This window comes from Brevibacterium permense (assembly GCF_025506275.1).
GTDB classification, from domain to species: domain Bacteria; phylum Actinomycetota; class Actinomycetes; order Actinomycetales; family Brevibacteriaceae; genus Brevibacterium; species Brevibacterium permense_A.
Map to the genome: position 1 here is coordinate 88,642 of NZ_QYCP01000091.1, position 23,195 is coordinate 111,836.

At 66.4% G+C, this 23,195-nt stretch carries 22 protein-coding genes; all 22 read right to left on the reverse strand.

Going from position 1 to position 23,195, the window contains the following annotated elements; genetic code table 11:
• Position 1 precedes the first annotated feature (1 nt).
• The 22 genes from D3I60_RS12770 to D3I60_RS12875 all read right to left on the reverse strand — a co-directional run bounded on the left by D3I60_RS12770 (position 2) and on the right by D3I60_RS12875 (position 23,192).
• Positions 2–1,585 carry an RsmB/NOP family class I SAM-dependent RNA methyltransferase gene (locus tag D3I60_RS12770; protein WP_262776678.1) on the reverse strand — a complete coding sequence of 528 codons (1,584 nt, stop codon included), beginning with the start codon at positions 1,583–1,585 and terminating at the stop codon, positions 2–4.
• 5 nt (positions 1,586–1,590) lie between these two features.
• Positions 1,591–2,523: a methionyl-tRNA formyltransferase gene (locus D3I60_RS12775; protein WP_262776679.1), complete on the reverse strand. Its 933-nt coding sequence runs from the start codon at positions 2,521–2,523 to the stop codon at positions 1,591–1,593.
• 29 nt (positions 2,524–2,552) lie between these two features.
• The gene (locus D3I60_RS12780) at positions 2,553–4,598 is read right to left on the reverse strand and encodes a primosomal protein N' (protein WP_262776680.1); all 2,046 of its coding nucleotides are present in this window, start codon (positions 4,596–4,598) and stop codon (positions 2,553–2,555) included.
• A 12-nt stretch (positions 4,599–4,610) separates the two neighbouring features.
• A complete protein-coding gene (gene metK, locus D3I60_RS12785) occupies positions 4,611–5,816 on the reverse strand; it encodes a methionine adenosyltransferase (protein ID WP_262776681.1) in 1,206 nt (401 codons plus the stop codon).
• Positions 5,813–7,093 (reverse strand): bifunctional phosphopantothenoylcysteine decarboxylase/phosphopantothenate--cysteine ligase CoaBC, encoded by a 1,281-nt coding sequence (gene coaBC / locus D3I60_RS12790; protein ID WP_262776682.1) that lies wholly within the window; start codon positions 7,091–7,093, stop codon positions 5,813–5,815. Before coaBC ends, metK begins: the two co-directional genes overlap by 4 nt.
• Positions 7,090–7,437 carry a DNA-directed RNA polymerase subunit omega gene (rpoZ, locus tag D3I60_RS12795; protein WP_025777823.1) on the reverse strand — a complete coding sequence of 116 codons (348 nt, stop codon included), beginning with the start codon at positions 7,435–7,437 and terminating at the stop codon, positions 7,090–7,092. Before rpoZ ends, coaBC begins: the two co-directional genes overlap by 4 nt.
• Positions 7,438–8,001: a guanylate kinase gene (gmk, locus tag D3I60_RS12800; protein ID WP_262776683.1), complete on the reverse strand. Its 564-nt coding sequence runs from the start codon at positions 7,999–8,001 to the stop codon at positions 7,438–7,440. It lies immediately after the preceding gene.
• A gap of 19 nt (positions 8,002–8,020) precedes the next feature.
• Positions 8,021–8,332 (reverse strand): integration host factor, actinobacterial type, encoded by a 312-nt coding sequence (gene mihF / locus D3I60_RS12805; RefSeq protein WP_262776684.1) that lies wholly within the window; start codon positions 8,330–8,332, stop codon positions 8,021–8,023.
• Between the two features lie 175 nt (positions 8,333–8,507).
• Positions 8,508–9,353 carry an orotidine-5'-phosphate decarboxylase gene (pyrF, locus tag D3I60_RS12810; RefSeq protein ID WP_262776756.1) on the reverse strand — a complete coding sequence of 282 codons (846 nt, stop codon included), beginning with the start codon at positions 9,351–9,353 and terminating at the stop codon, positions 8,508–8,510.
• Positions 9,353–12,628, reverse strand: a complete 3,276-nt coding sequence (gene carB / locus D3I60_RS12815; RefSeq protein WP_262776685.1) for a carbamoyl-phosphate synthase large subunit — start codon at positions 12,626–12,628, stop codon at positions 9,353–9,355. Before carB ends, pyrF begins: the two co-directional genes overlap by 1 nt.
• Positions 12,629–12,640: 12 nt before the next feature.
• Positions 12,641–13,801, reverse strand: coding sequence for a glutamine-hydrolyzing carbamoyl-phosphate synthase small subunit (carA, locus tag D3I60_RS12820; protein ID WP_262776686.1), 1,161 nt, complete (start codon positions 13,799–13,801; stop codon positions 12,641–12,643).
• Positions 13,798–14,292, reverse strand: coding sequence for a PH-like domain-containing protein (locus D3I60_RS12825; RefSeq protein ID WP_262776687.1), 495 nt, complete (start codon positions 14,290–14,292; stop codon positions 13,798–13,800). Before D3I60_RS12825 ends, carA begins: the two co-directional genes overlap by 4 nt.
• Positions 14,277–15,590: a dihydroorotase gene (locus D3I60_RS12830; RefSeq protein ID WP_262776688.1), complete on the reverse strand. Its 1,314-nt coding sequence runs from the start codon at positions 15,588–15,590 to the stop codon at positions 14,277–14,279. Before D3I60_RS12830 ends, D3I60_RS12825 begins: the two co-directional genes overlap by 16 nt.
• Complete coding sequence (locus D3I60_RS12835) at positions 15,583–16,563, reverse strand: aspartate carbamoyltransferase catalytic subunit (protein ID WP_262776689.1); 981 nt, start codon at positions 16,561–16,563, stop codon at positions 15,583–15,585. Before D3I60_RS12835 ends, D3I60_RS12830 begins: the two co-directional genes overlap by 8 nt.
• Complete coding sequence (pyrR, locus tag D3I60_RS12840) at positions 16,560–17,111, reverse strand: bifunctional pyr operon transcriptional regulator/uracil phosphoribosyltransferase PyrR (protein WP_262776690.1); 552 nt, start codon at positions 17,109–17,111, stop codon at positions 16,560–16,562. Before pyrR ends, D3I60_RS12835 begins: the two co-directional genes overlap by 4 nt.
• A gap of 110 nt (positions 17,112–17,221) precedes the next feature.
• Positions 17,222–17,632: a transcription antitermination factor NusB gene (gene nusB, locus D3I60_RS12845; RefSeq protein ID WP_262776691.1), complete on the reverse strand. Its 411-nt coding sequence runs from the start codon at positions 17,630–17,632 to the stop codon at positions 17,222–17,224.
• Positions 17,633–18,193 (reverse strand): elongation factor P, encoded by a 561-nt coding sequence (efp, locus tag D3I60_RS12850; protein WP_262776692.1) that lies wholly within the window; start codon positions 18,191–18,193, stop codon positions 17,633–17,635.
• A 147-nt stretch (positions 18,194–18,340) separates the two neighbouring features.
• A complete protein-coding gene (aroB, locus tag D3I60_RS12855) occupies positions 18,341–19,462 on the reverse strand; it encodes a 3-dehydroquinate synthase (protein ID WP_262776693.1) in 1,122 nt (373 codons plus the stop codon).
• 171 nt (positions 19,463–19,633) lie between these two features.
• On the reverse strand, positions 19,634–20,272 hold the full coding sequence (locus D3I60_RS12860) for a shikimate kinase (protein WP_262776694.1): 639 nt from the start codon (positions 20,270–20,272) through the stop codon (positions 19,634–19,636).
• Positions 20,269–21,468, reverse strand: a complete 1,200-nt coding sequence (aroC, locus tag D3I60_RS12865; RefSeq protein ID WP_262776695.1) for a chorismate synthase — start codon at positions 21,466–21,468, stop codon at positions 20,269–20,271. Before aroC ends, D3I60_RS12860 begins: the two co-directional genes overlap by 4 nt.
• A 10-nt stretch (positions 21,469–21,478) precedes the next feature.
• Complete coding sequence (locus tag D3I60_RS12870; protein ID WP_262776696.1) at positions 21,479–22,258, reverse strand: prepilin peptidase; 780 nt, start codon at positions 22,256–22,258, stop codon at positions 21,479–21,481.
• Between the two features lie 13 nt (positions 22,259–22,271).
• Positions 22,272–23,192 carry a shikimate dehydrogenase family protein gene (locus D3I60_RS12875; protein ID WP_262776697.1) on the reverse strand — a complete coding sequence of 307 codons (921 nt, stop codon included), beginning with the start codon at positions 23,190–23,192 and terminating at the stop codon, positions 22,272–22,274.
• Positions 23,193–23,195 lie beyond the last annotated feature (3 nt).

Sequence of the window (23,195 nt, forward strand, 5' to 3'; positions counted from 1 at the left end):
GTCATTTCGCCTTTCGCAGGAGGGCCAGGAACATTCCGTCGCTGTTGTGGACATGGGGCCAGAGCTGGGCGTATCGCCCGCCTTCACGGGTCACAGACGCGAACGACTCCGCCTCGGTGCCGGTGATCGCCGACAGCGCGGCCGGGGTGTCGAGGATCTCGATGTCCGCGCTTCCCGACTTGGCTCGCAGGCGCAGAACCTCGTCGACGATGAGTACGGTTTCGGCGTAGTGCGGTGAGCACGTCGAGTAGGCGACCACTCCCCCGGGCGCGCAGGCATCGAGGGCAGCGGCGAGCAGTTCGCGCTGCAGTCGGGTCAGGGACGTGATGTCTTCGGGCGATCTGCGGTAGCGGGCTTCGGGCCGGCGGCGCAGGGCACCGAGTCCGGAGCAGGGTACGTCGACGAGGATCTTCGAGTAGGGTCCGCGGGCGTCGCGTCCGTCGCGAACGGCGGCGGTGACGTTGGTCAGCGCCTTGGTGGAGTCGCGGACGAGGTCGACACGGTGTTCGCTGGAGTCGAAGGCCTCCAATGTCGTCGATTCGCCGGCGGCCGCGGCACCGAGGACGGCGGCCTTGCCGCCGGGCCCGGCGCACAGGTCGGCCCAGGTTCCGGTGGGTGCGTCGATATCGACCAGGGCGAGGGCCACAAGAGCGGATCCTTCGTCCTGGACGCGGGCACGTCCGTCGGCCACGGCTGCCACGTCCCGGGGAACTGCGGTCTCCAGGGTGACGCCGATCGGTGACAGCGGGGTGGGTTCCCCCGGCAGTTCGGCGCGGTCGATGAGTCCGGGCAGGGCGGTCACTCCGACCTTCGCGGGTGCGTTGTCGGCTTCGAGGAGAGCTTCGAGCTCGGCGGCGTCGCGGCCATGTCCCTTGAGCGCCTGGTTCAGTGCCCGGACGACCCATTCGGGGTGGGAATGTTCGATCGCCAGTCGAGTGGTCTCGTCAACCTCGGCGGTGACACGGTCGAGCCACTCGGTGGGTTCGGCTTCCGAGATGCGGCGGAGCACGGCATTGACGAATCCGGCGGTCTTCGCCGCCGATCGTTTGACCACGGCCACGGTTTCGGACAGTGCAGCATGGTTGGGCACCCGCATCGACAGCAGTTGATGGGCGCCGAGGCGCATTGCTGCCAGGGGTTCGGGATCGATCTTGTCGACGGCTCGGGACGAGGCGATTGCGATGACCGCATCGTAGAACTTCTGCCGACGCAGGGTTCCGTAGGTGAGTTCGGTGGTGAAGGCAGCGTCCTGAGCGCCCATATGGGTGCGGGAGAGTTTGGCCGGCAGCAGCAGGTTCGCGTAGGCGTCTTTCGTCGCCACGTCGAGGAGGACTTCCCAGGCGATGCGCCGCGGCAGGTTCTTCCCGGTCCGTTCCCCCTGTGGTGCTCCACGGTCCTGACGGGGGCGGTCGCGACCCTGACCTCCGCGACCCTGACCTCCGCGATCCTGGTCTCCGCGATCGCTTCGTCCGCGGCCGTGGCCGCCGCGTCGGTCGGTGTCTCTGGGGCTGCCTCTGCGCTGCCTGCGATTGCCTTCGCTTCCGCGGCTGCCGCCTCGGCGGTCTCTGCCTGCTGACTCAGCCATGGCTCTTATGCTTGCCTCTCGGTATAGGGGTCGAAGGTCACGTCTCCACGGCCGCGCAGGAAGTCGGCCGTGGCCATCCGGGCCTTGCCGAAGGGTTGGATCTGTTCGACCCTGACCCAGCCGTCACCGCAGCGCAGCACCGGCTGCTGCTGCCAGGTGGTCAGGTCGCCGACAGCCCCGGGGGTAGTCACTTCGGGTGCGGGTGTGAGTCCGAAGAGCTTCGTCCTCTTTCCGTCGAGTTCCACCCATGGTCCCGGTGCGGGACTGGTTCCGCGGGCCCGGTCGATGACCCGGGCGGCCGGAGCGGACAGATCGAGGTGGGCGTCGGTGACGGTGATCTTCTCCGCATGGCTGGACGCACCGGTCTGCGGGGTCGGGGCAGCGGTGCCGGCGGCGAGATCGTCGAAGGCTGCGACGAGTTCGGGGGCCCCGCGGCGCGCATAGTCGTCGAGAGCTTCGGCGACATCCGCGTGGTTGAGCGGCAGTTCGAGTCGTCGCAGCACGGGGCCGGTGTCCATGCCTTCGTCGATGCGGAACACGCTGACTCCGCTGGTGGTCTCGCCGCCTATGAGTGCGCGCTGCACGGGGGCGGCCCCACGGTAGGCCGGCAGCAGTGAGAAGTGGAGGTTGAACCAGCCGAGTCGGGCGGTGGCCAGTGCGGCGGGTCCGGCGATGGCGCCGAAGGCGACGACGGCGACAGCGTCGACATCGAGTGCCTGCAGCTGGGAGATGACGTCGCCGCGCAGTCGCCCGGCTTCGATGACGGGCAGTCCGAGTTCGAGAGCGCGAGTCTTCACCGGTGACGGGGTGAGGACCCTCTTCCGTCCGACGGGCGCATCGGGTCGGGTGAGCACCGCACGGATGCGGTGGCTCGATTCGGCAAATGCCTCGAGGGCGGGAACTGCGACATCAGGGGTGCCGGCGAAGACGATATCCACGACTTGGATTCTACTGGTTCGCCGCGCCGTCACAGCGACCGGGGATCATCGATGCGCACGCGCACCTGCCGTTGCTTCTTGGCCGACCGGGAGGCGATGATCTCGGCCGCTCTCGTTCCGACGCGGTCTCCGGCGGAGAACGGGTAGGCGCTGACGCTGCGCTGTCCGTCCTCGGCGTCCTCGCGCAGGAGTTCCTCGACCTCGCCGATCTGTTCGAGCACCTCGTCGATGTCGGCACCTGCTCCCGTGAGTTCGAGGATCCGTCGGTAGGGCGGGAAGCCGAGGGCCTTCCGGTCGCTCAGCTGTCGTGACATGAAGGTCGTGGGGTCGAAGGCGGTCAGGGTCTGCCGGATGAGTTCGTCTTCGTCGCCGAGGTAGACGACTCCCCCGTCATCGCGTGAGCGCACAAGTGAGGCGGCACGCAGTCGACGTGCCACACTTTCGTCGATCGAGCGCATCCAGGGTCCCGGCCACAGCGAATCCAAGAGTATCGCCGCGGCATAGCCGCCGAGCACATAGGGTTCGGCTCCGGTGGTGGCGACCACTAACCGCGGGGTCTCGTCGAGGGCAGTGGAGATGTGATCGCCTCCGGATTCGACGATCTCGATATCGGGCAGCGCCCGGGCGAGTTCTTCGACGGTGCGGGCCCGGCCGCGCACGATCGATCGCACACGGTTCGAATGGCAGCGCAGACAGCTGAACGTCTCCGAGTGAAAGCCGCAGGACCGGCAGGCGAAGGGACCGACTTCCGATTGTGTGGTCAGCGTCGCCTGACATTGCGGGCAGCGGGCGACTTCCTGGCAGCGGGCACAGGCGAAGACGGGATAGTAGCCGGAGCGCGGCACTTGTACGAGCACCGGACCGGGCACTCCGCCGTCCCGGGGACGCGGACGCAGCGCTGTTCGCATGATCTGCCAGGCGCGGCTGGGAATGCGCTGCCAGGCGAAGGGGTCCCGGTCCTCATCGGGGACGAAGACGACGGGGGCGGCATGCCGCCTGGCCGGTCCGACCGGTGTGAAGTCAGCGAGCCAGCCGATCTCGACGAGGCGCTGCACTTCGGCGCTGCGGTCGGTGGAGACGAAGAGCAGCTCGGTGTCCTCGATCGTCGACCGCAGCAGGCAGACCTCTCGGGCATGCGGGTACGGGGCGTGCTGATCGAGGTAGTTGAGGTTCGCGTCATCGGTGCAGATGATGAGTCCGAGATCCGCGACGGGGGCGAAGGCCGCCGCACGTGTGCCGATCGTGATCCGCGTGTGTCCGAGCAGTCCGCGCAGCCAGGCCTGCCACCGCAGCTCCGGTGACTGGTCGGCACTGAGCACCGAGACCTCCGCGATCCCAGCTTGCGTGAGGGTCGAATGGAGCACGGCGAGTTCACGATGATCGGGCACAAGCCAGAGCACGGATCTGCCGGCCTCGAGACTCGCCCGTGCGGCATCGAGTCCGGCACGGATCCAGCTGAGGCCCGGCGTCGGCCCGGGTGTGCACGCTAAGGCTCTGCGCCGAGGCGATTCCGAGGCATCGTCGGCCGTGGGTTCAGTCCCCGCTGTTAGAACCCATTCGCCGAGACGGCGGAGCAGCTGCGGATCATCCGCCGGCCCGTCGTTCGGTCCGGTCGCTGGGTCCGCGGCGGTCTGTGCGGCCGGATCTCCCGCCTTCTCCGCCTTGAGCACGGCTTTCTCGCCGCGGGCATGACGCGGTGGGATGGCCAGGCGCAGCACATCGGCGAGGGTGCCGCCGTAGCGACGGGCGACAGCTTCGCTCAAGGCGAGCAGATCCGCACTCAGCACCTGAATGGGGCCGCTGATGCGTTGGATCGTCGCCAGCGGACCGAAGTGGTCCGACGTCTCGACGCGTTCGAGCAGATAGCCGTCGCGCAGCTTTCCAGCGAATTTCACCCGCACCCGCACACCGGGCAGGGCAGCCTCGGCGAGCTTCTCCGGCACCGCATAGTCGAAGGTCCGCGCCAGGTGCGGGACGGGATGGTCGATAAGCACTCGGGCGACCGGTTCGGTCGGGGCCAGGGGAACCTGGCCCTCGGCCGAGGTGCCGGTGTCGATCGGGAGGGGTTCGTCCACGCCGACGGCAGACTAGTTGGAGGACACGGCGCGCAGCAGATCCTCGGCGCGGTCCGTGACCTCCCAGGTGAAATCGGGCAGTTCACGGCCGAAGTGGCCGTAGGTCGAGGTCTGCGAGTAGATCGGGCGCAGCAGGTCGAGTTCCTGGATGATCATCGCAGGGCGGAGGTCGAAGACCTCGCGAATGGCAGCCGAGATGGCCGCGGGGTCCGCCTTCTCCGTTCCGAAGGTCTCGACGTAGAGCCCCATCGGATCGACTCGGCCGATCGCATAGGACACCTGCACCTCGGCTCGGTCTGCCAGACCGGCGGCGACGACGTTTTTCGCCACCCAGCGCATAGCGTAGGCCGCTGAACGGTCGACCTTCGAAGGGTCCTTGCCGGAGAACGCACCGCCGCCGTGACGGGAGAAGCCGCCGTAGGTGTCGACGATGATCTTTCGTCCGGTCAGGCCTGCATCGCCCATCGGCCCGCCCGTGACGAAGGGGCCGGCAGGGTTGATGTGGATGTTCGCGCCCGAGGTGTCAAGACCGGAGTCGGCGATCACCGGATCGATGACGAGTTCCTTGATATCCGTGTGCAGCTGCGACTGGCTGGTCTCCGCCGAGTGCTGGGTGGAGACGACGACGTTCTCGATCGACACCGCTTCGTCGCCGTCATAGCCCAGTGTCAGCTGCGTCTTCCCATCGGGTCGCAGATAGTCGAGCCGACCGGACTTGCGCACCTCGGAGAGCTGCTCGGCCATCCGGGAGGCCAGGTGGATGGGCAGCGGCATGAGCACATCGGTGGAGTTGTCGGCATAGCCGAACATCAGTCCCTGATCCCCGGCGCCGAGGCTGGTGCCGTGGTCGGAGGATTCGACAGCCTCGCGAAAGTCCAGCGGATTCGTCACACCCGAGTGGATGTCCGTGGACTGGCTGCCGATGGACACGGAGACTCCGCAGGAGTGTCCGTCGAAGCCGGTGTCCGAGGAGTCGTAGCCGATGCCCGTGATGAGGCTGCGCACGATTCCGGCGACATCGGCGTAGGCGGCCGTATTCACCTCACCGGCGACATGGACGAGGCCGGTGGTGACCATGGTCTCCACAGCCACTTTGGCGTTGGGGTCCTGCCGGAGCAGGTCGTCGAGCACCGCATCGCTGATCTGGTCGCAGATCTTGTCGGGATGTCCCTCGGTGACGGACTCGGATGAGAAGAAACGCAGATTTGTGTGTGTCACGTTGTCGATTCTACGTGGGTGAATTGGTCGGAGACGGCCGCTATGACCTTTTGTGAAACATGGTCCTTCGACCCGTGGAATTCCTCGCCGACGACGATCGCGCCGCGATCGGAGGAGATGATCTGGACCATGGTGTCATCGTGGCCGAAGGCGCGGTCGTCGGAGACGTCGTTGAATACGAGAAGGTCGATGCCTTTGCGCTCGAACTTGGCTCGAGCGTAGTCGAGGGCAGCGGTGGCGGCGTCACCGGTCTCCGCGGCGAATCCGACGATGATCTGATGGCGGAGGGTGGTCTGACGGCTGCGCTCGTCGACGAGTCCGCGCAGGATGTCCGGGTTCTGCACGAGACGCAGAGTCAGACCGTCGTCTCCGGACTTCTTCATCTTCGACTCGGTGGTCTCAGCAGGTCGGTAATCGGCGACGGCAGCGGCCATGATGATGGCATCGGCGCGCGTCTGGGCGATATGCATCGCCGACTGCAGCTCCAATGTGGATTCGACTGGAGTCACCGTGATGCCCGCAGGCAGTCCCGTCAGCAGACCGGTGTCGATGTTCGCGGCGACGAGTTCGACTGATGCGCCCGCGGCATGAGCGGCCTTGGCCAGCGCGATGCCCTGTTTGCCTGAGGAGCGGTTGCCGAGGAAGCGCACCGGGTCGAGTGCTTCCCGCGTGCCGCCTGCGCTGATCACAATGCGACGACCGGACAGAGCACCGCTGGGGTCGGTGGACGCGTCTGCCGAGTCGCCGGCGGTGCCGTCCTTGACCGAGAGCGCGAAGTCGACGATCTCCTCGGGTTCGGGCAGTCGGCCAGGACCGGAATCGGGGCCGGTGAGACGTCCGACAGCAGGGTCGAGGACATGGACGCCGCGGGAGCGCAGGGTCGCGATGTTGGCGACTGTGGCGGGGTTGAGCCACATCTCCGTATGCATGGCGGGGGCCACCACCACCTCGGCGGTCGTGGTGAGCACGGAGGCGGTGAGCAGATCATCGGCACGTCCGGCGGCGAGCTTCGCGATCAGATCGGCGGTCGCCGGGGCGATGATGACGAGTTCGGCTTCCTGTCCGATGCGGACGTGATTGACTGTGTCGATCTCGTCGAAGACATCGGTGGTCACGGTCTGACCGGACAGGGCCTCAAGAGTGGGGGCACCGATGAATTTCAGTGCGTTGGCCGTCGGAACGACCTTGACGCTGTGGTCGAGCTCCCGGAGTCGCCGGATGATGTGTGCCGCTTTGTAGGCGGCGATCCCACCGGCGACGCCGAGTACGATTCTCACTGGTCGCTGAAGTCGATCGCGCCGTCGTTGCTCACAGGAGCGGTGGCTTCGGCCTCGGGTGCGGCCTGGATGAAGTCAGCTTCGGAGACCTCGCGGGCGACGATCTTCGACTCGTTGACCTCACGCAGAGCGATCGACAGAGGCTTCTCGTTGGTGCCCGGCGTGACGAGCGGACCGACGTTCTCGAGCAGTCCCTCCTGCAGCTGGGCGTAGTACGAGTTGATCTGACGGGCGCGCTTTGCCGCGATCGAGACCAGTTCGTACTTCGAACCGGTGACGTTGAGCAGATCGTCGATCGGAGGGTTGGTGATGCCTTCAGGCTGTGCGGGCAAGGAGATTCCCATCTAATCGGAAGTGGATATACCCATCAATGATAGGAGTTCTTCGGCCGCAGTGCGAACGTGGTCGTTCACAATGGTCACATCGAACTCCGATTCGGCGGCCAATTCGCGTTTCGCGGTGGCCAGTCGTCGCTCCTGCTCCTCCTCCGTTTCGGTGCCTCGACCGGTCAGTCGGGAGACGAGTTCCTCCCAGCTGGGCGGGGCGAGGAAGACGAAGCGGGCATCGGGCATCTTCTCTTTGACCTGGCGGGCTCCCTGCAGATCGATCTCCAGCAGCGCGGGAATCCCCTGGTCGAGCTTCTCCTCCACCGGAGCCGAAGGCGTGCCGTAGCGGTGGCGTCCGTGGACGACGGCGTATTCGAGCAGGCGATCCTCGGCGATGAGGGCGTCGAAGGCGTCGTCGGTGAGGAAGTGATAATGGACACCATCGATCTCACCGGGGCGCCTGGGGCGAGTCGTGGCCGACACGGAGAACCAGACCTCGGGGTGGTTCTGCCGAATATAGGTGCTGATGGTGCCTTTTCCGACGGCGGTCGGACCCGCGAGGACGGTGAGTCGATTATTCACAGATCTGAGGTTGTCACACTCAGGAATATTTCTCCAACAGGGCGGACTTCTGGTGCACGCCCAGACCTTTGATCCGACGGGAGGTGGCGATGCCGACCTCTTCCATGGCGGCTTCGGCGCGCCGGTCGCCGACTCCGGGCAGAGCTCTGAGCAGATCGAGCACACGCATTTTCGCCAGTGCTTCGTCGTCTGCTGCCTTCTTGAGCACGGCCGCGAGATCGGTATCGCCGGTCTTCAGCGCCGACTTCACTTCGGCTCGTACCTGACGTGCCTTGAACGCTTTGTCCAACGCAGCGGAACGCTGTTGCGGGGTCAACGGTTCGAGTGCCACTTTGTCTCCTCTGTCACCATGAACGGGCAGGTAGGGAAGTTGTCTCAGTCTAAGACAAAATCCCTGCCGAGAGGCGATATGAGCAGAAATTTGTGGTGTGGCGAGCCGGAATCCGCCCGTCGACGGAGCACCGAATCCGGTGTTCGGACCGCCCCCGCGATCCGAACACCGCTGTTCAGTCGGTGACCGTCAGCGCACGATTGAGCGCGGCGGCGGTTTCGGCCAGTCCGTCGGGTCCGGCACCGAGCACCGCCCGGGAGGCGGTGGCGAGCACCTGTCCCGATTTCAGCGCCCGGTCGCCGAAGACGGCCCGCAGCTCGGTCAGGCCCGCGCCCTGTGCGCCGACGCCCGGAGCGAGGATCGGTCCCCCGCAGTCGCTGGGATCGAATCCCAGATCGCGCGCGGCGGTGCCGATGGTCGCTCCGACGACGAGTCCGAAGGGACCGAGGTCGTCGGGTGTCCCCAGTGCCTGAGCATTGCGCTGCCGGACTCGGGACACGATCGATCCGGCCACCGATTCGCGGTCTCTCACGGCATGCTGGACTTCTGCCCCTTCCGGGTTCGAGGTCAGTGCCAGGACGAACACGCCCTTGTCGTGAGCGGCAGCTAGTTCGAAGGCCGGCTCCAAGGAGCCGAATCCGAGGTAGGGCGAGACCGTGATCGAGTCCGCGGCCAGCGCCGAGGCGGGGTCGAGGTAGGCCTTCGCGTAGGCACCCATGGTCGACCCGATGTCACCGCGTTTGATGTCGAGGACGGTGAGCAGTCCGGCGTCCCGGGTCGCGGCCAGCGTCTCTTCGAGAGCAGCGACTCCGGCGGAGCCGTACTGTTCGAAGAACGCGGACTGCGGTTTGACGGCGGCCACCGAGCCCTTGAGCTCGGAGACCGTGCGGAGGGCGAACTCCCGTACGCCTGCGGCGCTGGCGGGCAGCCCCCAGGAGGCGAGAAGATGCTCGTGCGGGTCGATGCCCACGCACAGCGGTCCGTGCTCGTCCATGGCGGCTGCCAGTCGGGTGCCGAACATCAGGCGTTCCAATCCTGCAGGCTGCGCACGTCGAACTTCGAGTCGCGGATGACCTCGAGGGAGGTCACGGCGGCGGCGAATTCGGCCAGCGTCGTGATCAGCGGCACGGAGTTCGCGGTCGCCGCGGCTCGGATCTCATAGCCGTCGGCGCGTTCCTGCCGACCCGACGGCACGTTGATGACCATGTCGATGGTGCCCGCCGTGAGGTAGTCGATGACCGTGCGGTCTTCGGCGTCGGCCTCGAAGTGCTTGTGCACCTGTGTGGTCTTGATTCCGTAGCGGGAGAGCACTGTCGCGGTGCCGGTGGTCGCGACGACGTCGAAGCCCATATCGACGAGCTCCTTGACCGGCAGCACCATGGCGCGCTTGTCCCGATCGGCCACCGACACGAACACGGTGCCCGAGGTCGGCAGCTTCACGGATGCCCCGAGCAGTCCCTTCGCGAAGGCGGTCGGGAAGTTGTGGTCGATGCCCATGACCTCACCGGTCGAGCGCATCTCGGGGCCGAGGATCGAGTCGACGATCTTGCCTTCGACGGTGGTGAACCGTCGGAACGGCAGGACTGCCTCCTTGACGGCGATCGGATGGTCGAGCGGCAGGGTCGAGCCGTCGCCGACCGCTGCCAGCAGATCTCCGCGCAGATCCTCGATCGTGCGGCCCACGGCGATGAGCGCCGCGGCTTTGGCCAGCTGGGTTGAGGTCGCCTTCGAGACGAAGGGCACGGTCCGCGAGGCACGTGGGTTGGCTTCGATGACGTGGAGGACATCCGCGGCGATGGCGAACTGGATATTGAGCAGTCCGCGCACACCCACACCTTCGGCGATGGCCTTCGTGCCCTGGCGAACGCGCTCGAGCACGTCCTCGCCCAGAGTCAGCGAGGGCAGTACGCAGGCGGAGTCACCGGAGTGGATGCCGGCCTCCTCGATGTGCTCCATGATTCCGCCGATGTAGACCTCGTTGCCGTCGTAGAGGGCGTCGACATCGATCTCGATGGCGTCTTCGAGGAACCGGTCGACCAGGACCGGCCGATCGGTCGAGATCTCCGTGGCGCTGGCCATGTAGTCGAGCAGCTGGGTGCGGTCGTAGACGATCTGCATTCCGCGTCCGCCGAGCACGTAGGAGGGCCGCACGAGCACCGGGTAGCCGATGTTCTCCGCGATCGCGGCGGCTTCCGCGGCGGTCACCGCGGTGCCGTGTTTGGGTGCTGTGAGTCCGGCCCTCTCCAGCACGGCTCCGAACTCTCCGCGGTCCTCGGCCAGGTCGATGGCTTCGGGCTGGGTGCCGAGCACCGGCACACCCGCGGCCTTCAGCTTGTCGGCCAGGCCCAACGGGGTCTGTCCGCCGAGAGTGCACACGACGCCGAGGACCTCGCCGGCGGCGAGTTCGGCGTGGTAGACCTCCATGACGTCTTCGAACGTCAGGGGTTCGAAGTACAGGCGATCGGCGGTGTCGTAGTCGGTCGACACGGTCTCCGGGTTGCAGTTGACCATGATCGTCTCGTAGTCGGCGGATCCGATCGCCATGGTCGCATGCACGCACGAGTAGTCGAACTCGATGCCCTGGCCGATGCGGTTCGGGCCCGAACCGAGGATGATCACGGCCGGGCGTTCGCGCGGCATGACCTCGGTCTCGGAGTCGTAGCTCGAGTAGTGGTAGGGAGTCTTCGCTTCGAATTCTCCGGCGCAGGTGTCGACGGTCTTGAACACCGGTCGCACGCGCAGTGCGTGGCGGACGCCGGTGACGACGCTCGTGTCGAGGCTGCGCAGTCCCGCGAGCTGCTCGTCGGAAAATCCGTGGTTCTTCGCGACCCGCAGGACCTGCTCGTCGAGTTCGTCGGCGTCGCGGACATAGGCGGCCACCTCGTTGATGAGCTGGATCTGGTCGAGGTACCAGGGATCGATCTCGCAGGCGTCGAAGACCTCTTCGGCGCTCAGGCCGGCGGCGAGTCCGCGCTGGACCGAGTGGATGCGGTCGGCAGTGGCGTGCGAGATCGCTTCGAGGACGGATTCGCGGACGTCATCGTCAGAGACGTCGGGCAGGTCGGTCCAGCTGAACGCGGAGTCCTTCTGCTCGAGCGAGCGCATCGCCTTCTGCAGCGCGGTGGTGAAGTTGCGGCCCAGGGCCATGACCTCGCCGACGGATTTCATCGTCGTCGTCAGAGTCGGATCCGCGGCCGGGAATTTCTCGAAGGTGAAGCGCGGGATCTTCACGACCACATAGTCCAGGGTCGGTTCGAAGCTGGCCGGAGTGACCTTCGTGATGTCGTTGGGGATCTCGTCGAGCGAGTAGCCGACGGCGAGCTTCGCGGCCATCTTGGCGATCGGGAAGCCGGTGGCCTTCGACGCCAGCGCCGAGGACCGGGAGACGCGTGGGTTCATCTCGATGGTGATGATGCGTCCGGTCTTGGGGTCGACGGCGAACTGGATGTTGCAGCCGCCGGTGTCCACGCCGACGGCCCGGATGATGGCGATGCCGATATCGCGCATCGACTGGTATTCCCGATCGGTCAGCGTCAGTGCCGGGGCCACTGTGATCGAGTCGCCGGTGTGCACGCCGACGGGGTCGACGTTCTCGATCGAGCACACGACGACGACGTTGTCCTTGTTGTCGCGCATGAGCTCGAGTTCGTATTCCTTCCACCCGAGGATCGATTCCTCGAGCAGCACCTCGTGGGTGATGGAATCGGACAGTCCGGCGCCGGCGATGCGGCGCAGATCGGCTTCGTCATAGGCCATGCCCGAGCCGAGGCCGCCCATGGTGAACGAGGGGCGGACGACGACCGGGTAGTTGAGCTCTTCGGCGGATGCCAGGGCTTCGTCGAGGGTGTGGCAGATGGCGGATCTGGCCACTTCGGCGCCGCAGGCCTCGGCGATGTCTTTGAACTTCTGTCGGTCCTCGCCGCGCTGGATGGCGTCGACGTCGGCACCGATGAGTTCGACACCGTACTTCTCGAGCACTCCGGCGTCGTGGAGGGCGATGGCCGCGTTGAGTGCGGTCTGTCCGCCCAGGGTGGGCAGGAGCGCGTCGGGGCGTTCCTTCTCGATGATCGTCTCGATGACGTCCGGATCGATGGGCTCGACGTAGGTGGCGTCGGCGATGTCCGGGTCGGTCATGATCGTCGCCGGGTTCGAATTGATGAGGATGACGCGCAGGCCCTCGGAGCGCAGCACGCGGCAGGCCTGGGTGCCGGAGTAGTCGAATTCGCAGGCCTGGCCGATGACGATGGGGCCGGAGCCGATGACGAGGACGGAGTTGAGGTCGTGTCTCAGTGGCATTGGGTATTCTCCTTAGGCCTGGGCAGCCGAATCGGCCTGGGAAGCGGACATGAGGTCGACGAAGCGATCGAACAGGTAGCTCGAATCGTGCGGGCCGGCCGCAGCCTCGGGGTGGAATTGGACGGAGAAGGCGGGAATGTCGAGGCAGGCGAGTCCCTCGACGACGTCGTCGTTGAGGCATACATGGGAGACGGTCACCCGGCCGTAGTCGGCCTTGTGCGGGGCGGTGGTCTCGCCTGTCAGCGGAGCGTCGACGGCGAAGCCGTGGTTCTGCGAGGTGATCTCGACCTTCTCCGTGGTCCGGTCCATCACGGGCACGTTGATTCCGCGGTGGCCGAAGGGCAGCTTATAGGTGCCGAAGCCCAGGGCCCGACCGAGCAGCTGGTTGCCGAAGCAGATGCCGAAGAACGGGATTCGGGCGTCGAGCACGGCGCGCAGCAGTTCGACTTGGTCGTCTGCGGTGGCGGGGTCGCCGGGTCCGTTGGAGAAGAAGACTCCGTCGACGCCCAGGGCCCGGATCTCCTCGAAGCTGATCGTCGACGGCAGCAGGTGCACGTCGATTCCGCGTTCGCTCAGTCGTTCGGGGGTCATCGATTTGATGCCGAGGTCGACGGCGGCGACGCTGAAGCGCTTCTCCCCGCGGGCGGGGATGAGTCGGGGTTCGGTGATCGAGACTTCGTCGACGAGGTTGGCTCCGGCCATCTGCGGAGACGCCTGGACACGGGCGAGGAGTTCGGATCCGGGCGCCTCGGCGGCGGGTCCGGAGAAGATGCCCACGCGCATGGCTCCCTTGTCGCGCAGGTGGCGGGTCAGGGCTCGGGTGTCGACGTCGGAGATGCCGACGATCCCGGATTCGGTCAGCCAGTCGGCCAGGTCGCCTTCGGACCGCCAGTTCGACGAGATGCGGGAGGCGTCGCGGACGACGTAGCCGGCGGCCCAGATCTGGGCGGATTCGTCATCGGTGCGGTTGACTCCGGTGTTGCCGATGTGCGGAGCGGCCTGGATGATGATCTGTCGGTGGTAGGACGGGTCTGTCAGCGTCTCCTGGTAGCCGGACATGGCGGTGACGAACACGGCCTCACCGGTGGTTTCGCCGATGTGTCCGTACGCGGATCCGTGGAAGGTCCGGCCGTCTTCGAGGACGAGGACGGCGGGGGTGGTGGAAAAGCTCATTGTGCCTCTTCGATCATTTCGCGGATGCGGTCGACGGTAGGGGTGGTGGATGCGGCGTAGCGGGCGCGGAAGCCCGTATCGACGAGGGTGTCGCCGAGGTGCCAGGTGATGCGGATGATGCCTCCGCGTTCGACGAATTTCCCGATCATCCCGTTCGTGGTGTCCACGGAGACGATGTCGCGGCGCGGGATGAGGAAGTCTTCGCGTCCGGCCAGGTCCATGATCACTCCCCCGTCGGTGACGACGAGTTCCCCGGTGGTGCGGATGCCCAGACCGTGGACGGCGACGCGTTCGAGCGGATGGCCGGCCTTCGTGGTCGACACATAGGAGCCTTCGACGGGTTCGCCCACGGCCTTGATTCCCATATGGGGCTTCGGCGGGGTGACGACCTCTGACTGGGCCTGTTTGCGTCGGCTCCATCCCCAGGCGATCGCGACGATCACGAGGAGGATGACGGCGGCGACGATGAGTGTGCCTACTGTGGTGTCCATGTTGCTCCTGCCGGGTGGGGTGTGGTGAGTGCCCCTGCGGCCAAGACCCGGTGGCCGTAGAAGAAGGTGTCGGTGACCTGCGCGGTGACTTCGACGCCGGCGAAGGGGTTGTTGCGTCCCTTCGTGGCGTGGTCGGCGGGTTCGATGCGGTGCGGTGCCGTCGGGTCGACGAGGACGATGTTCGCACTCGCCCCGATCTCGAGGCTCCCGTGCCCGGAGGCTCCGGTGATCCGGGCCGGAGCCGAGGACATCACGCGGGCCACATCGCCGAAGTCGAAGTCGTGGTCGGCCATGGCGGCGACGACGATCGACAGGGCGGATTCCATGCCGACCATGCCCATGGCCGCTGCGGTCCATTCGCTGCATTTGTGTTCGGCCGTGTGCGGGGCGTGGTCGGTGCCGACGACGTCGATCGTGCCGTCTGCCAGCGCTGCACGCAGCGCCTGCACGTCACGGTCGGTGCGCAGCGGCGGGTTGACCTTGTAGACGGGGTCGAACGTGCGCACGAGTTCGTCGGTGAGCATGAGATGGTGCGGTGTCACCTCGGCGGTCACGGCGATTCCCCGGGCCTTGGCCCAGCGGATGAGGTCGACGCTGCCGGCCGTGGAGACGTGGCAGATGTGCAGCCGGGACCCGACGTGTTCGGCCAGGAGGACGTCGCGGGCGATGATCGACTCCTCGGCGACGGCGGGCCAGCCGGGCAGTCCGAGTTCGGCCGAGACCGTTCCCTCATTCATCTGTGCGCCTTCGGTCAGGCGAGGTTCCTGTGCGTGCTGGGCGATGATCCCGTCGAAGGTCTTGACGTATTCGAGGGCGCGGCGCATGAGCAGCGGGTCGGAGACGCAGATTCCGTCATCGGAGAACATCCGCACGCGAGCTCCGGAGCGCGCCATCGCTCCCAGCTCGGCGAGCTGCTTTCCTTCGAGTCCGGTGGTCACGGCACCGACAGGTACGACTTCGGTGAATCCGGCGGCGCGGCCGAGCCGGTGAACCTGTTCGACGACACCGGCGGTGTCGGCCACGGGCGCGGTGTTCGCCATGGCGTGAACGCAGGTGAACCCGCCCGAGGCGGCTGAGCGTGATCCGGTGAGCACGGTCTCGGCGTCTTCCTTGCCCGGCTCGCGCAGATGGGTGTGCATATCGACGAGTCCCGGCATGGCCACGAGTCCTGCGGCGTCGACGGTCTCATAGTCGTTTGAGCTCAGCAGCTCGGGGTCGACGATGCGACCGTCCTGGATGGCGATATCGGCGACTCCGCGTCCGAGCACATCGGCACCGCGGATGAGGTAATCAGTCATTGGTCTCCTCCTGACCGGTCAGCAGACGGTAGAGGACCGCCATGCGCACGCTCACTCCGTTCTCGACTTGGTCGAGGACGAGGGCGCGGGGTGAGTCCGCTGCGGCAGCGGAGATTTCGAAGCCGCGATTCATGGGCCCTGGGTGCATGATGAAGCTCGTCCCCGGCAATTTGGCCAGACGGGCCGCGCTCAGTCCCCACAAGCGAGCGTATTCGCGTTCGTTGGGGAAGAAGGATTCGTGCATCCGCTCATGTTGGACGCGCAGCATCATCACGGCTGCGAAGTCCTCGGCGCTCAGCGCCGAATCGAAGTCGTAGTGGATGGTCACCGGCCAGTTCTCCACCCCCCAGGGCAGCAGGGTGGGTGGAGCGATGAGGTGGACGTCCGCGCCGAGGCGGGCGAGCAGGTGGACGTTCGACCGAGCCACTCGGGAGTGCAGGATGTCTCCGACGATGGCGACCTTCGCTCCGTCGAGCCCCTGACCGCGCGGTCCCCCTTTCGCCGGGCCCGAGGCGGGGACTCCGGCCAGTGCCCGACGCAGGGTGAACGCGTCGAGGAGCGCCTGGGTGGGGTGTTCGTGGGTGCCGTCGCCGGCGTTGACGACGGGGACGTCGATCCACCCGGTATGGGCGAGGCGGTGGGCGGTGCCCGCCCCGGAGTGGCGGACGACGATGGCATCGGCACCCATCGCCGAGATCGTCTGAATCGTGTCCTGGAGGCTCTCGCCCTTCGAAACGGAGGAGCCCTTGGCGGAGAAGTTGAGCACGTCGGCCGAGAGCCGTTTGGCTGCGGCTTCGAAGGACAGTCGGGTGCGTGTGGAGTCCTCGAAGAACAGGTTGACCACTGTGCGTCCGCGCAGCACGGGGAGCTTCTTGACCTCGCGCTCGGAGACGAGAGTCATCTCCTCGGCGATGTCGAGGATGCCGATGGCGTCGTCTCGGCTCAGCGATGCGGTGTCGAGCAGATGCTTCATTCGCGGCCTCCCGAGATGCTCACGGAGTCGTCTCCGTCGATTTCGGTCAGGGAGACGTAGACGCGTTCGCTGCTCGAGGTCGGCAGGTTCTTGCCGACGTGGTCGGCACGGATCGGCAGGTCCCGGTGGCCGCGGTCGACGAGGACGGCGAGCCGGACCTTGGCGGGTCGACCGACATCGGCGAGAGCGTCGAGGGCGGCGCGGATGGTGCGTCCGGAGAAGAGCACATCGTCGACGAGGACGACGGTCTTCGCGTCGATTCCCGCACTCGGGATGGTGGTGGGTTCGGGGGCCCGGTAGGAGCCGCCACGCAGATCGTCGCGGTACATCGTGATGTCGAGGCTGCCGGCGAGTTCGCCTGCGGTCTCAGGCCGACCGGAGATTGAGGCGATCGCCTCGGCGAGTCGGTGGGCGAGCGGAACTCCGCGCCGCGGAATGCCCAAGAGGACGAGGTCGTCGCTGCCCTTGTTGGATTCGATGATCTCGTGCGCGATGCGGGTGATCGCCCGCGAGATATCGGGGGCGTCCAGCACTGTTCGCTGTGTCATATTTCCCCTTCTCCGCCTCTCTGGACGGTGGTTAAAGGAGTGGTTCGATTCGATTGTAGACCCGGTGGGGTGCCCACCGGCGGGCGGGTCCGGAGTGCGGACCCACCGCCTCAGATGAGTGTCGGTTTGACGTCGAGGATGCGGGAGAGCAGCCCCGAGACGAAGCCGGGAGAGTCATCTGTGGAGAACTGTCTGGCCAGAGACACTGCTTCGTCGATGGCCACTTTGTCGGGAACCTCGTCGTTGAACAGCATCTCCCAGGTTCCGATCTCCAGCAGCGACCGGTCGACTGCCGGCATCCGATCCAGGGCCCAGCCTTCTGAGTAGGTGGAGATGATCTCGTCGATCTCCGCCTGCTTCTCGGTGATGCCCTTGACGATCTCGACCGCGTATTCCTTCATCGGGTAGTCGGGATCGTTCGACCGCATGGTGACGAGTTCGTCCATGGCCAGTCGACGCTGCCCGGCTTCGAAGAGCAGCTCGAGAGCCCGGCGACGGGCTCGGGTACGTGCGGACGCCACTTACTTGACGCGACCGAGGTAGTCGCCGCTGCGGGTGTCGACCTTGACCTTCACGCCTTCTTCGAGGAACAGGGGCACCTGGATCTCGTAGCCGGTCTCGAGGGTCGCGGGCTTCGAACCGCCGGTCGAACGGTCGCCCTGAAGTCCGGGCTCCGTGTGGGTGATAGTCAGTTCCACCGAGGGCGGCAGCTCCACAGAGAGCGGGGTGCCCTCGTGGAAGGAGATCTGCAGATCCTGGTTCTCGAGCATGTAGTTCGCGGCGTCGCCGACGAGCTCTGCGGAGATGTTGACCTGGTCGTAGTCCTTGGCATCCATGAACACGTAGTCGGTGCCGTCATGGTAGAGGTACTGCATATCGCGGCGGTCGACATTCGCGGTCTCGACCTTGGTGCCGGCGTTGAAGGTCTTGTCGATGATCTTGCCGGAGATGACATGCTTCAGCTTGGTGCGGACGAAGGCCGGTCCTTTTCCGGGCTTGACGTGCTGGAATTCGAGCACCTGCCACAGCTGGTTGTCGAGGTTGAGCACAAGGCCGTTCTTCAGGTCGTTCGTTGTCGCCACTAATTCGTCCTTCTTCGGTTCAGTCCTGATCACCGAATGGTGATCGCAGTCGGCACGACGCGCCGGAGAACCCCGAGGTGCGGGGTCGACGAACGCGCCACTGGGCAAGTCTAGCAAGCCGCGCGGGACGCTTCCATCCGGGCGGGGTCAGTTGAGGCCGAGGCCGATGCCGAGGGGAACCGTAGGCGAATCCTCGCCGATCTCCTGGTAGGCGGTGAAGAGGATGGAGGCATCGGGGATCTCCACGGTGCTCGGTTCGCCGATGTCGCTGAGCAGCACCATTCGCAGCATCGCTCCGCGGGCCTTCTTGTCTCTCTTCATCGTGTCCAGCAGCTGCGGCCACACGTCGGAACGGTAGCCCACCGGCAGTCCGAGCTTGCCGAGCAGTTCACGGTGGAGGTCGACGACTTCATAGGGCAGGCTCTTGATCATCGACGCCACCTCGGCGGCGAAGACCATGCCCACCGATACGGCGGCACCGTGTCGCCACTGGTAGCGCTCCTTGTGCTCGATCGCATGGCCGAGGGTGTGGCCGTAGTTGAGTATCTCCCGGCGTCCGGACTCCTTGAAGTCTCCGGAGACGACTTCGGCCTTGACCCGAATGGAGCGTTCGATGAGTTCGCGCAGCACGGGGCCGTGCACATCGGCGATCTCGTCCTTCGAATGGTTCGACACGAGATCGAGGATCGCGGGGTCGGCGATGAATCCGGTCTTGACCACCTCGGCGAGGCCAGTGAACAGTTCGTTCTCCGGCAGTGTTCCGAGCGTGTCGAGGTCGACGAGGACACCGGCGGGTGCATGGAAGGAGCCGACGAGGTTCTTGCCTTCGGCAGTGTTGATCCCGGTCTTGCCGCCGACGGAGGCATCGACCATGCCGAGCACGGTGGTGGGGATGTGGATGACCTTGATTCCGCGCAGCCAGGTGGCGGCGACGAATCCGCCGAGGTCGCTCACCGCTCCCCCGCCGACGGTGATGATCGCGTCCGTGCGGGTGAAGTCGGATTGGCCGAGGACCTGCCAGCAGAATGCGGCGACCTGGACGTGTTTGGCCTCTTCGGCGTCGGGGATCTCCGCAGCCACGGCCTCGAGACCGGCGGCGGCGAGGTCGTCGCGAACGGTCTCGCCGGTGGTGCGCAGTGCGCGGGGGTGGATGACGAGGACCTTCTCGACGCGGTTTCCGAGCAGCTCGGGCAGTTCGCCGAGCAGTCCCTGGCCGACGAGGACGGGGTACTTCCCGCCGGCGTCCACATTGATGCGTGTGAGGCTCATTCGTCCGTCTTCCTGATCGTTCATCGTCTTCTCTCAAGGCTCGGCCGCCCGGTGAGTGCTCGGAGTCGAGGCACCTGCTCCATGGGCCGGATCCAGCCTAGCCCTCACAGGGTCCCGGCGGCGAAACGGGTGACCGATGTGGTCGCAGGCTTCTCACCGCCGGGGCTGTGCTCAACGCTGCTGGCCGGATCCGTCGTCGTCGGGATCGGCGTATTTCGCATACTCCTCGGCTCGCTGCAGACCGGTGAGGACGTCGACGACTCGATTGACCACCGTCGACGGCGGTGAGTTCGAGGCCTGAACCCGGAAGGTCGCGACCTGCTCGTACAGAGGTTCTCGTTCGTTGACCAGTGCCAGCCAGTTCTCCACCGGGCTGCCGGCACCGCGCAGCAGCGGCCGATGCGGGGCGGTCAGCCGCTGTGCCACGGTGTCGACATCGATATCGATGTGCACGACCTTGATCGCCGGGTGTCGCAGCTGAGCTCGGGTGCCGGGGTTGAGGATCGCTCCTCCGCCCAGGGACACGATGCCCGGACGATCGAGCAGACGACGCAGTGCTCTGCGCACGACCTCGCGTTCGATGCGTCGGAAGTGATCTTCGCCGCGTTCGACGAAGATCTCCGAGATGACCCCGTACTTGTCGACGATGTTCGCGTCCGTGTCCGTCAGCGGCAGGCCGAGCCGGTCGGCGAGCAGCCGACCGATCGTCGATTTCCCTGCCGCCGGCGGACCGGAGAGCACGATGCGCGAGAGCGCGGCGGGGACCGGTTCCAAGGGCGGAACCGGTTTGGGCAGCGGGGTGTGGTTCATTGTCCGATGCGGAGGTTCTCCGGAATGGCCGCGACGTAGGCGTCCAGGTTCCGCTTCGTCTCGGCAACGGAGTCTCCGCCGAACTTCTCGGCGACGGCTTCGGCGAGCACCAGTGCCACCATGGCTTCGGCGACGACTCCCGAGGCGGGAACTGCGCACACGTCGGAACGCTGATGGTTCGCCTTCGCGGCCTCACCGGTTTCGACGTCAACCGTCGCCAGGGCACGCGGCACCGTGGCGATCGGCTTCATCCCCGCCCGCACGCGCAGCGGACCGCCAGTGGACATTCCGCCTTCCGTGCCGCCGGCACGATTGCTCGTGCGACGGAATCCGTCGGGTCCGACTTCCAGTTCGTCATGGGCCTGCGAGCCGGGACGCTTCGTGGTGAGGAAACCGTCTCCGACCTCGACGCCCTTGATCGCCTGGATGCCCATGAGGGCACCGGCCAGGCGGGAGTCGAGACGACGGTCCCAATGCACGTGGGAGCCCAGGCCCGGAGGCAGGTCGTAGGCGAGGACTTCGACGACTCCGCCGAGGGTGTCCCCGGCCTTCTTCGCCGCGTCGATCTCGGTGACCATCGCCGCCGAGAGGTCGGCGTCGAAGCAGCGGACCGGATCGGCGTCGAGGGCTTCGACATCGGCCGCGGTCGGCAGTCCGGGCAGCGCATCGGCTGCGTGTTCGGCGCCGCCGATGGCCACGGTGTGGGAGACGAGGGTGATGCCCAGTTCGCCGAGGAACTTCGCGGCCACCGTGCCCAGTGCCACGCGCATCGCGGTCTCACGCGCAGAGGCGCGCTCCAGCACGGGGCGGGCTTCGTCAAAGCCGTACTTCTGCATGCCGACGATATCGGCATGGCCCGGACGCGGCCGGGTCAGCGGGGCGTTGCGCGCCAGTCCTTCGAGTTCGGACGCGTCGACGGGATCCGGGCTCATCACGGATTCCCACTTCGGCCATTCGGTGTTGCCGACCTCGATCGCCACCGGTGAGCCCAAGGTCTGCCCGTGGCGGACACCGCCGAGGAGACGCACCTCGTCGGCTTCGAACTTCATCCGTGCGCCGCGGCCATAGCCGAGTCGGCGGCGAGCCAGGCTCGCACGAATATCGTCCCTGGTGATCGGTACATGGGCGGGAAGCCCCTCAATGATCCCGGTCAGCGCTTCGCCGTGGGATTCGCCTGCAGTCAGCCATCTCAACATTCCACCGATTCTACAAAAGGATTGGGGCGAACAGGCACCCGAGCCACATACCGAAAAGCATGGCCGGTCCGAAGGCGATGGTCACCCCGCGCACCCGACCGGCTCGGATCGCGCCGATGAGCGCCCAGACCCCGCTGATGAGCATCATGGCGACAAGCACGAGGGCAGGGGCCCACGGGGCGAAGAGACCGGGCACGGCGAAGACGATGAACGCGAGCTTGACGTCCCCGAGCCCCATCGTCCGTGCCCGCAGCGCTCGACCCACCAGGTGCACTGCCGTGAAGAAGACGAGGCCGATGAGTCCTGCGAAGAATGACGCGAACCACATCGGCAGCGCTCCGAGCACGGACCCTGTGATGATGAATCCGAGGGCGACCAGAGACAGGGGGATGACGATCCGATCAGGCAGCCTGCGTACGCTGATATCCGCGGTGACGAGGAATGATGTGGCGCCTGCGATGAGGCCCAGCAGCAGGGCGGAGACGATGCGATCGGCCGAGTTCGGCTGCAGTGGGGCGAACGTCGTCTCGCTCAGCGGCGCATAGGCGCTCCACCCGGTCTCAAGTGGTGCGAGCACGGTGAGGGTGAAGACGACGGCGGATCCTGCGGCGATGATGACGCCGCCCATCACCGGACCCGGACCACGTGCCCATCTGGAGGCCTGCCACCGCTGCAGGTGCGAGGCGTCCTTGAGCCAGGCCCGCGGGGTCGCGGAGAGGACGAGACCGCAGGCCAGAGCGACCAGTACCGTGACACCGATGGTCATCCCGTGCAGCACTCCGGTGTCCATCGCGATCGCCGGTTCAGTCCTGCGCCCGGACCGGCGGGACCTCGAGTGCTGCGTACATGGCCGCCGTGACCCGCGCGGTCAGGTCGTCTGCTGCCGGCAGGGTCTTCGACGTCGGCATGGTCTCCGTCGCGGTTGGGTCGTCGGCCCTGGCTGCGGCGAGGAACATCTCGAACTGGGCGACGGCCTGTTCGACGAGCATGGCGGTTCCCGCGACGGGGCGCAGACCATGTGCGGCTGCCGCGGCGAGGAAGGTCGAATCGGCGGCGTAGGCGACGTCGAGGGCGATCGCGCCGGGGGCGAAGGAGTCATCCCAGATCGGGTCGGGCGCCGCCTCGGCGGGCAGCGTCGAGATGACTATCGACGATGGACCGATCCGAGTCAGGTCGTCCACCGAGGCGGTCAGACCGATCCGCTCGGCCAGGTCGAGAACCCGGCGGGCACGGTCCGGGCTGCGGACGCGGAAGTCCACGTGTGTGATCCCGAGATCGCGGCAGGCCACGAGCGCCGAGGCGGCCGTGGCTCCGGCGCCGAGGATCGTCGCCCGACCGTCTCCTGCACCTCCGGCCGCGGCCGGTCCTGATTCCTTGTGCGGGGCGATGGCACGCACGATGCCCTCGACGTCGGTGTTCGCCACCTGAACGTCTCCGCGGTGGCGCACAATCGTATTGCCGGCGGCCGTCAGTGCCGCCGTCTCGTCGAGGTTCCACCCGCGTTCGGCGGCGAGTGTGACGAGCCGGTCCTTCAACGGCATCGTCAGTGAGAAGCCGGTGTGATCGGTGTGGGAGTCGAGGAATCCCTCGAGCTCGTCGGCTCCGAGTTCGTACCGGGAGTACTCACTGGAGTCCAGGTTCAGCGCAACGAAGGCGGCGCGGTGGAGCAGCGGGGATTTCGAGTGTGCGATCGGCGAACCGAGCACTGCGGCAAGTATCCTCACCGG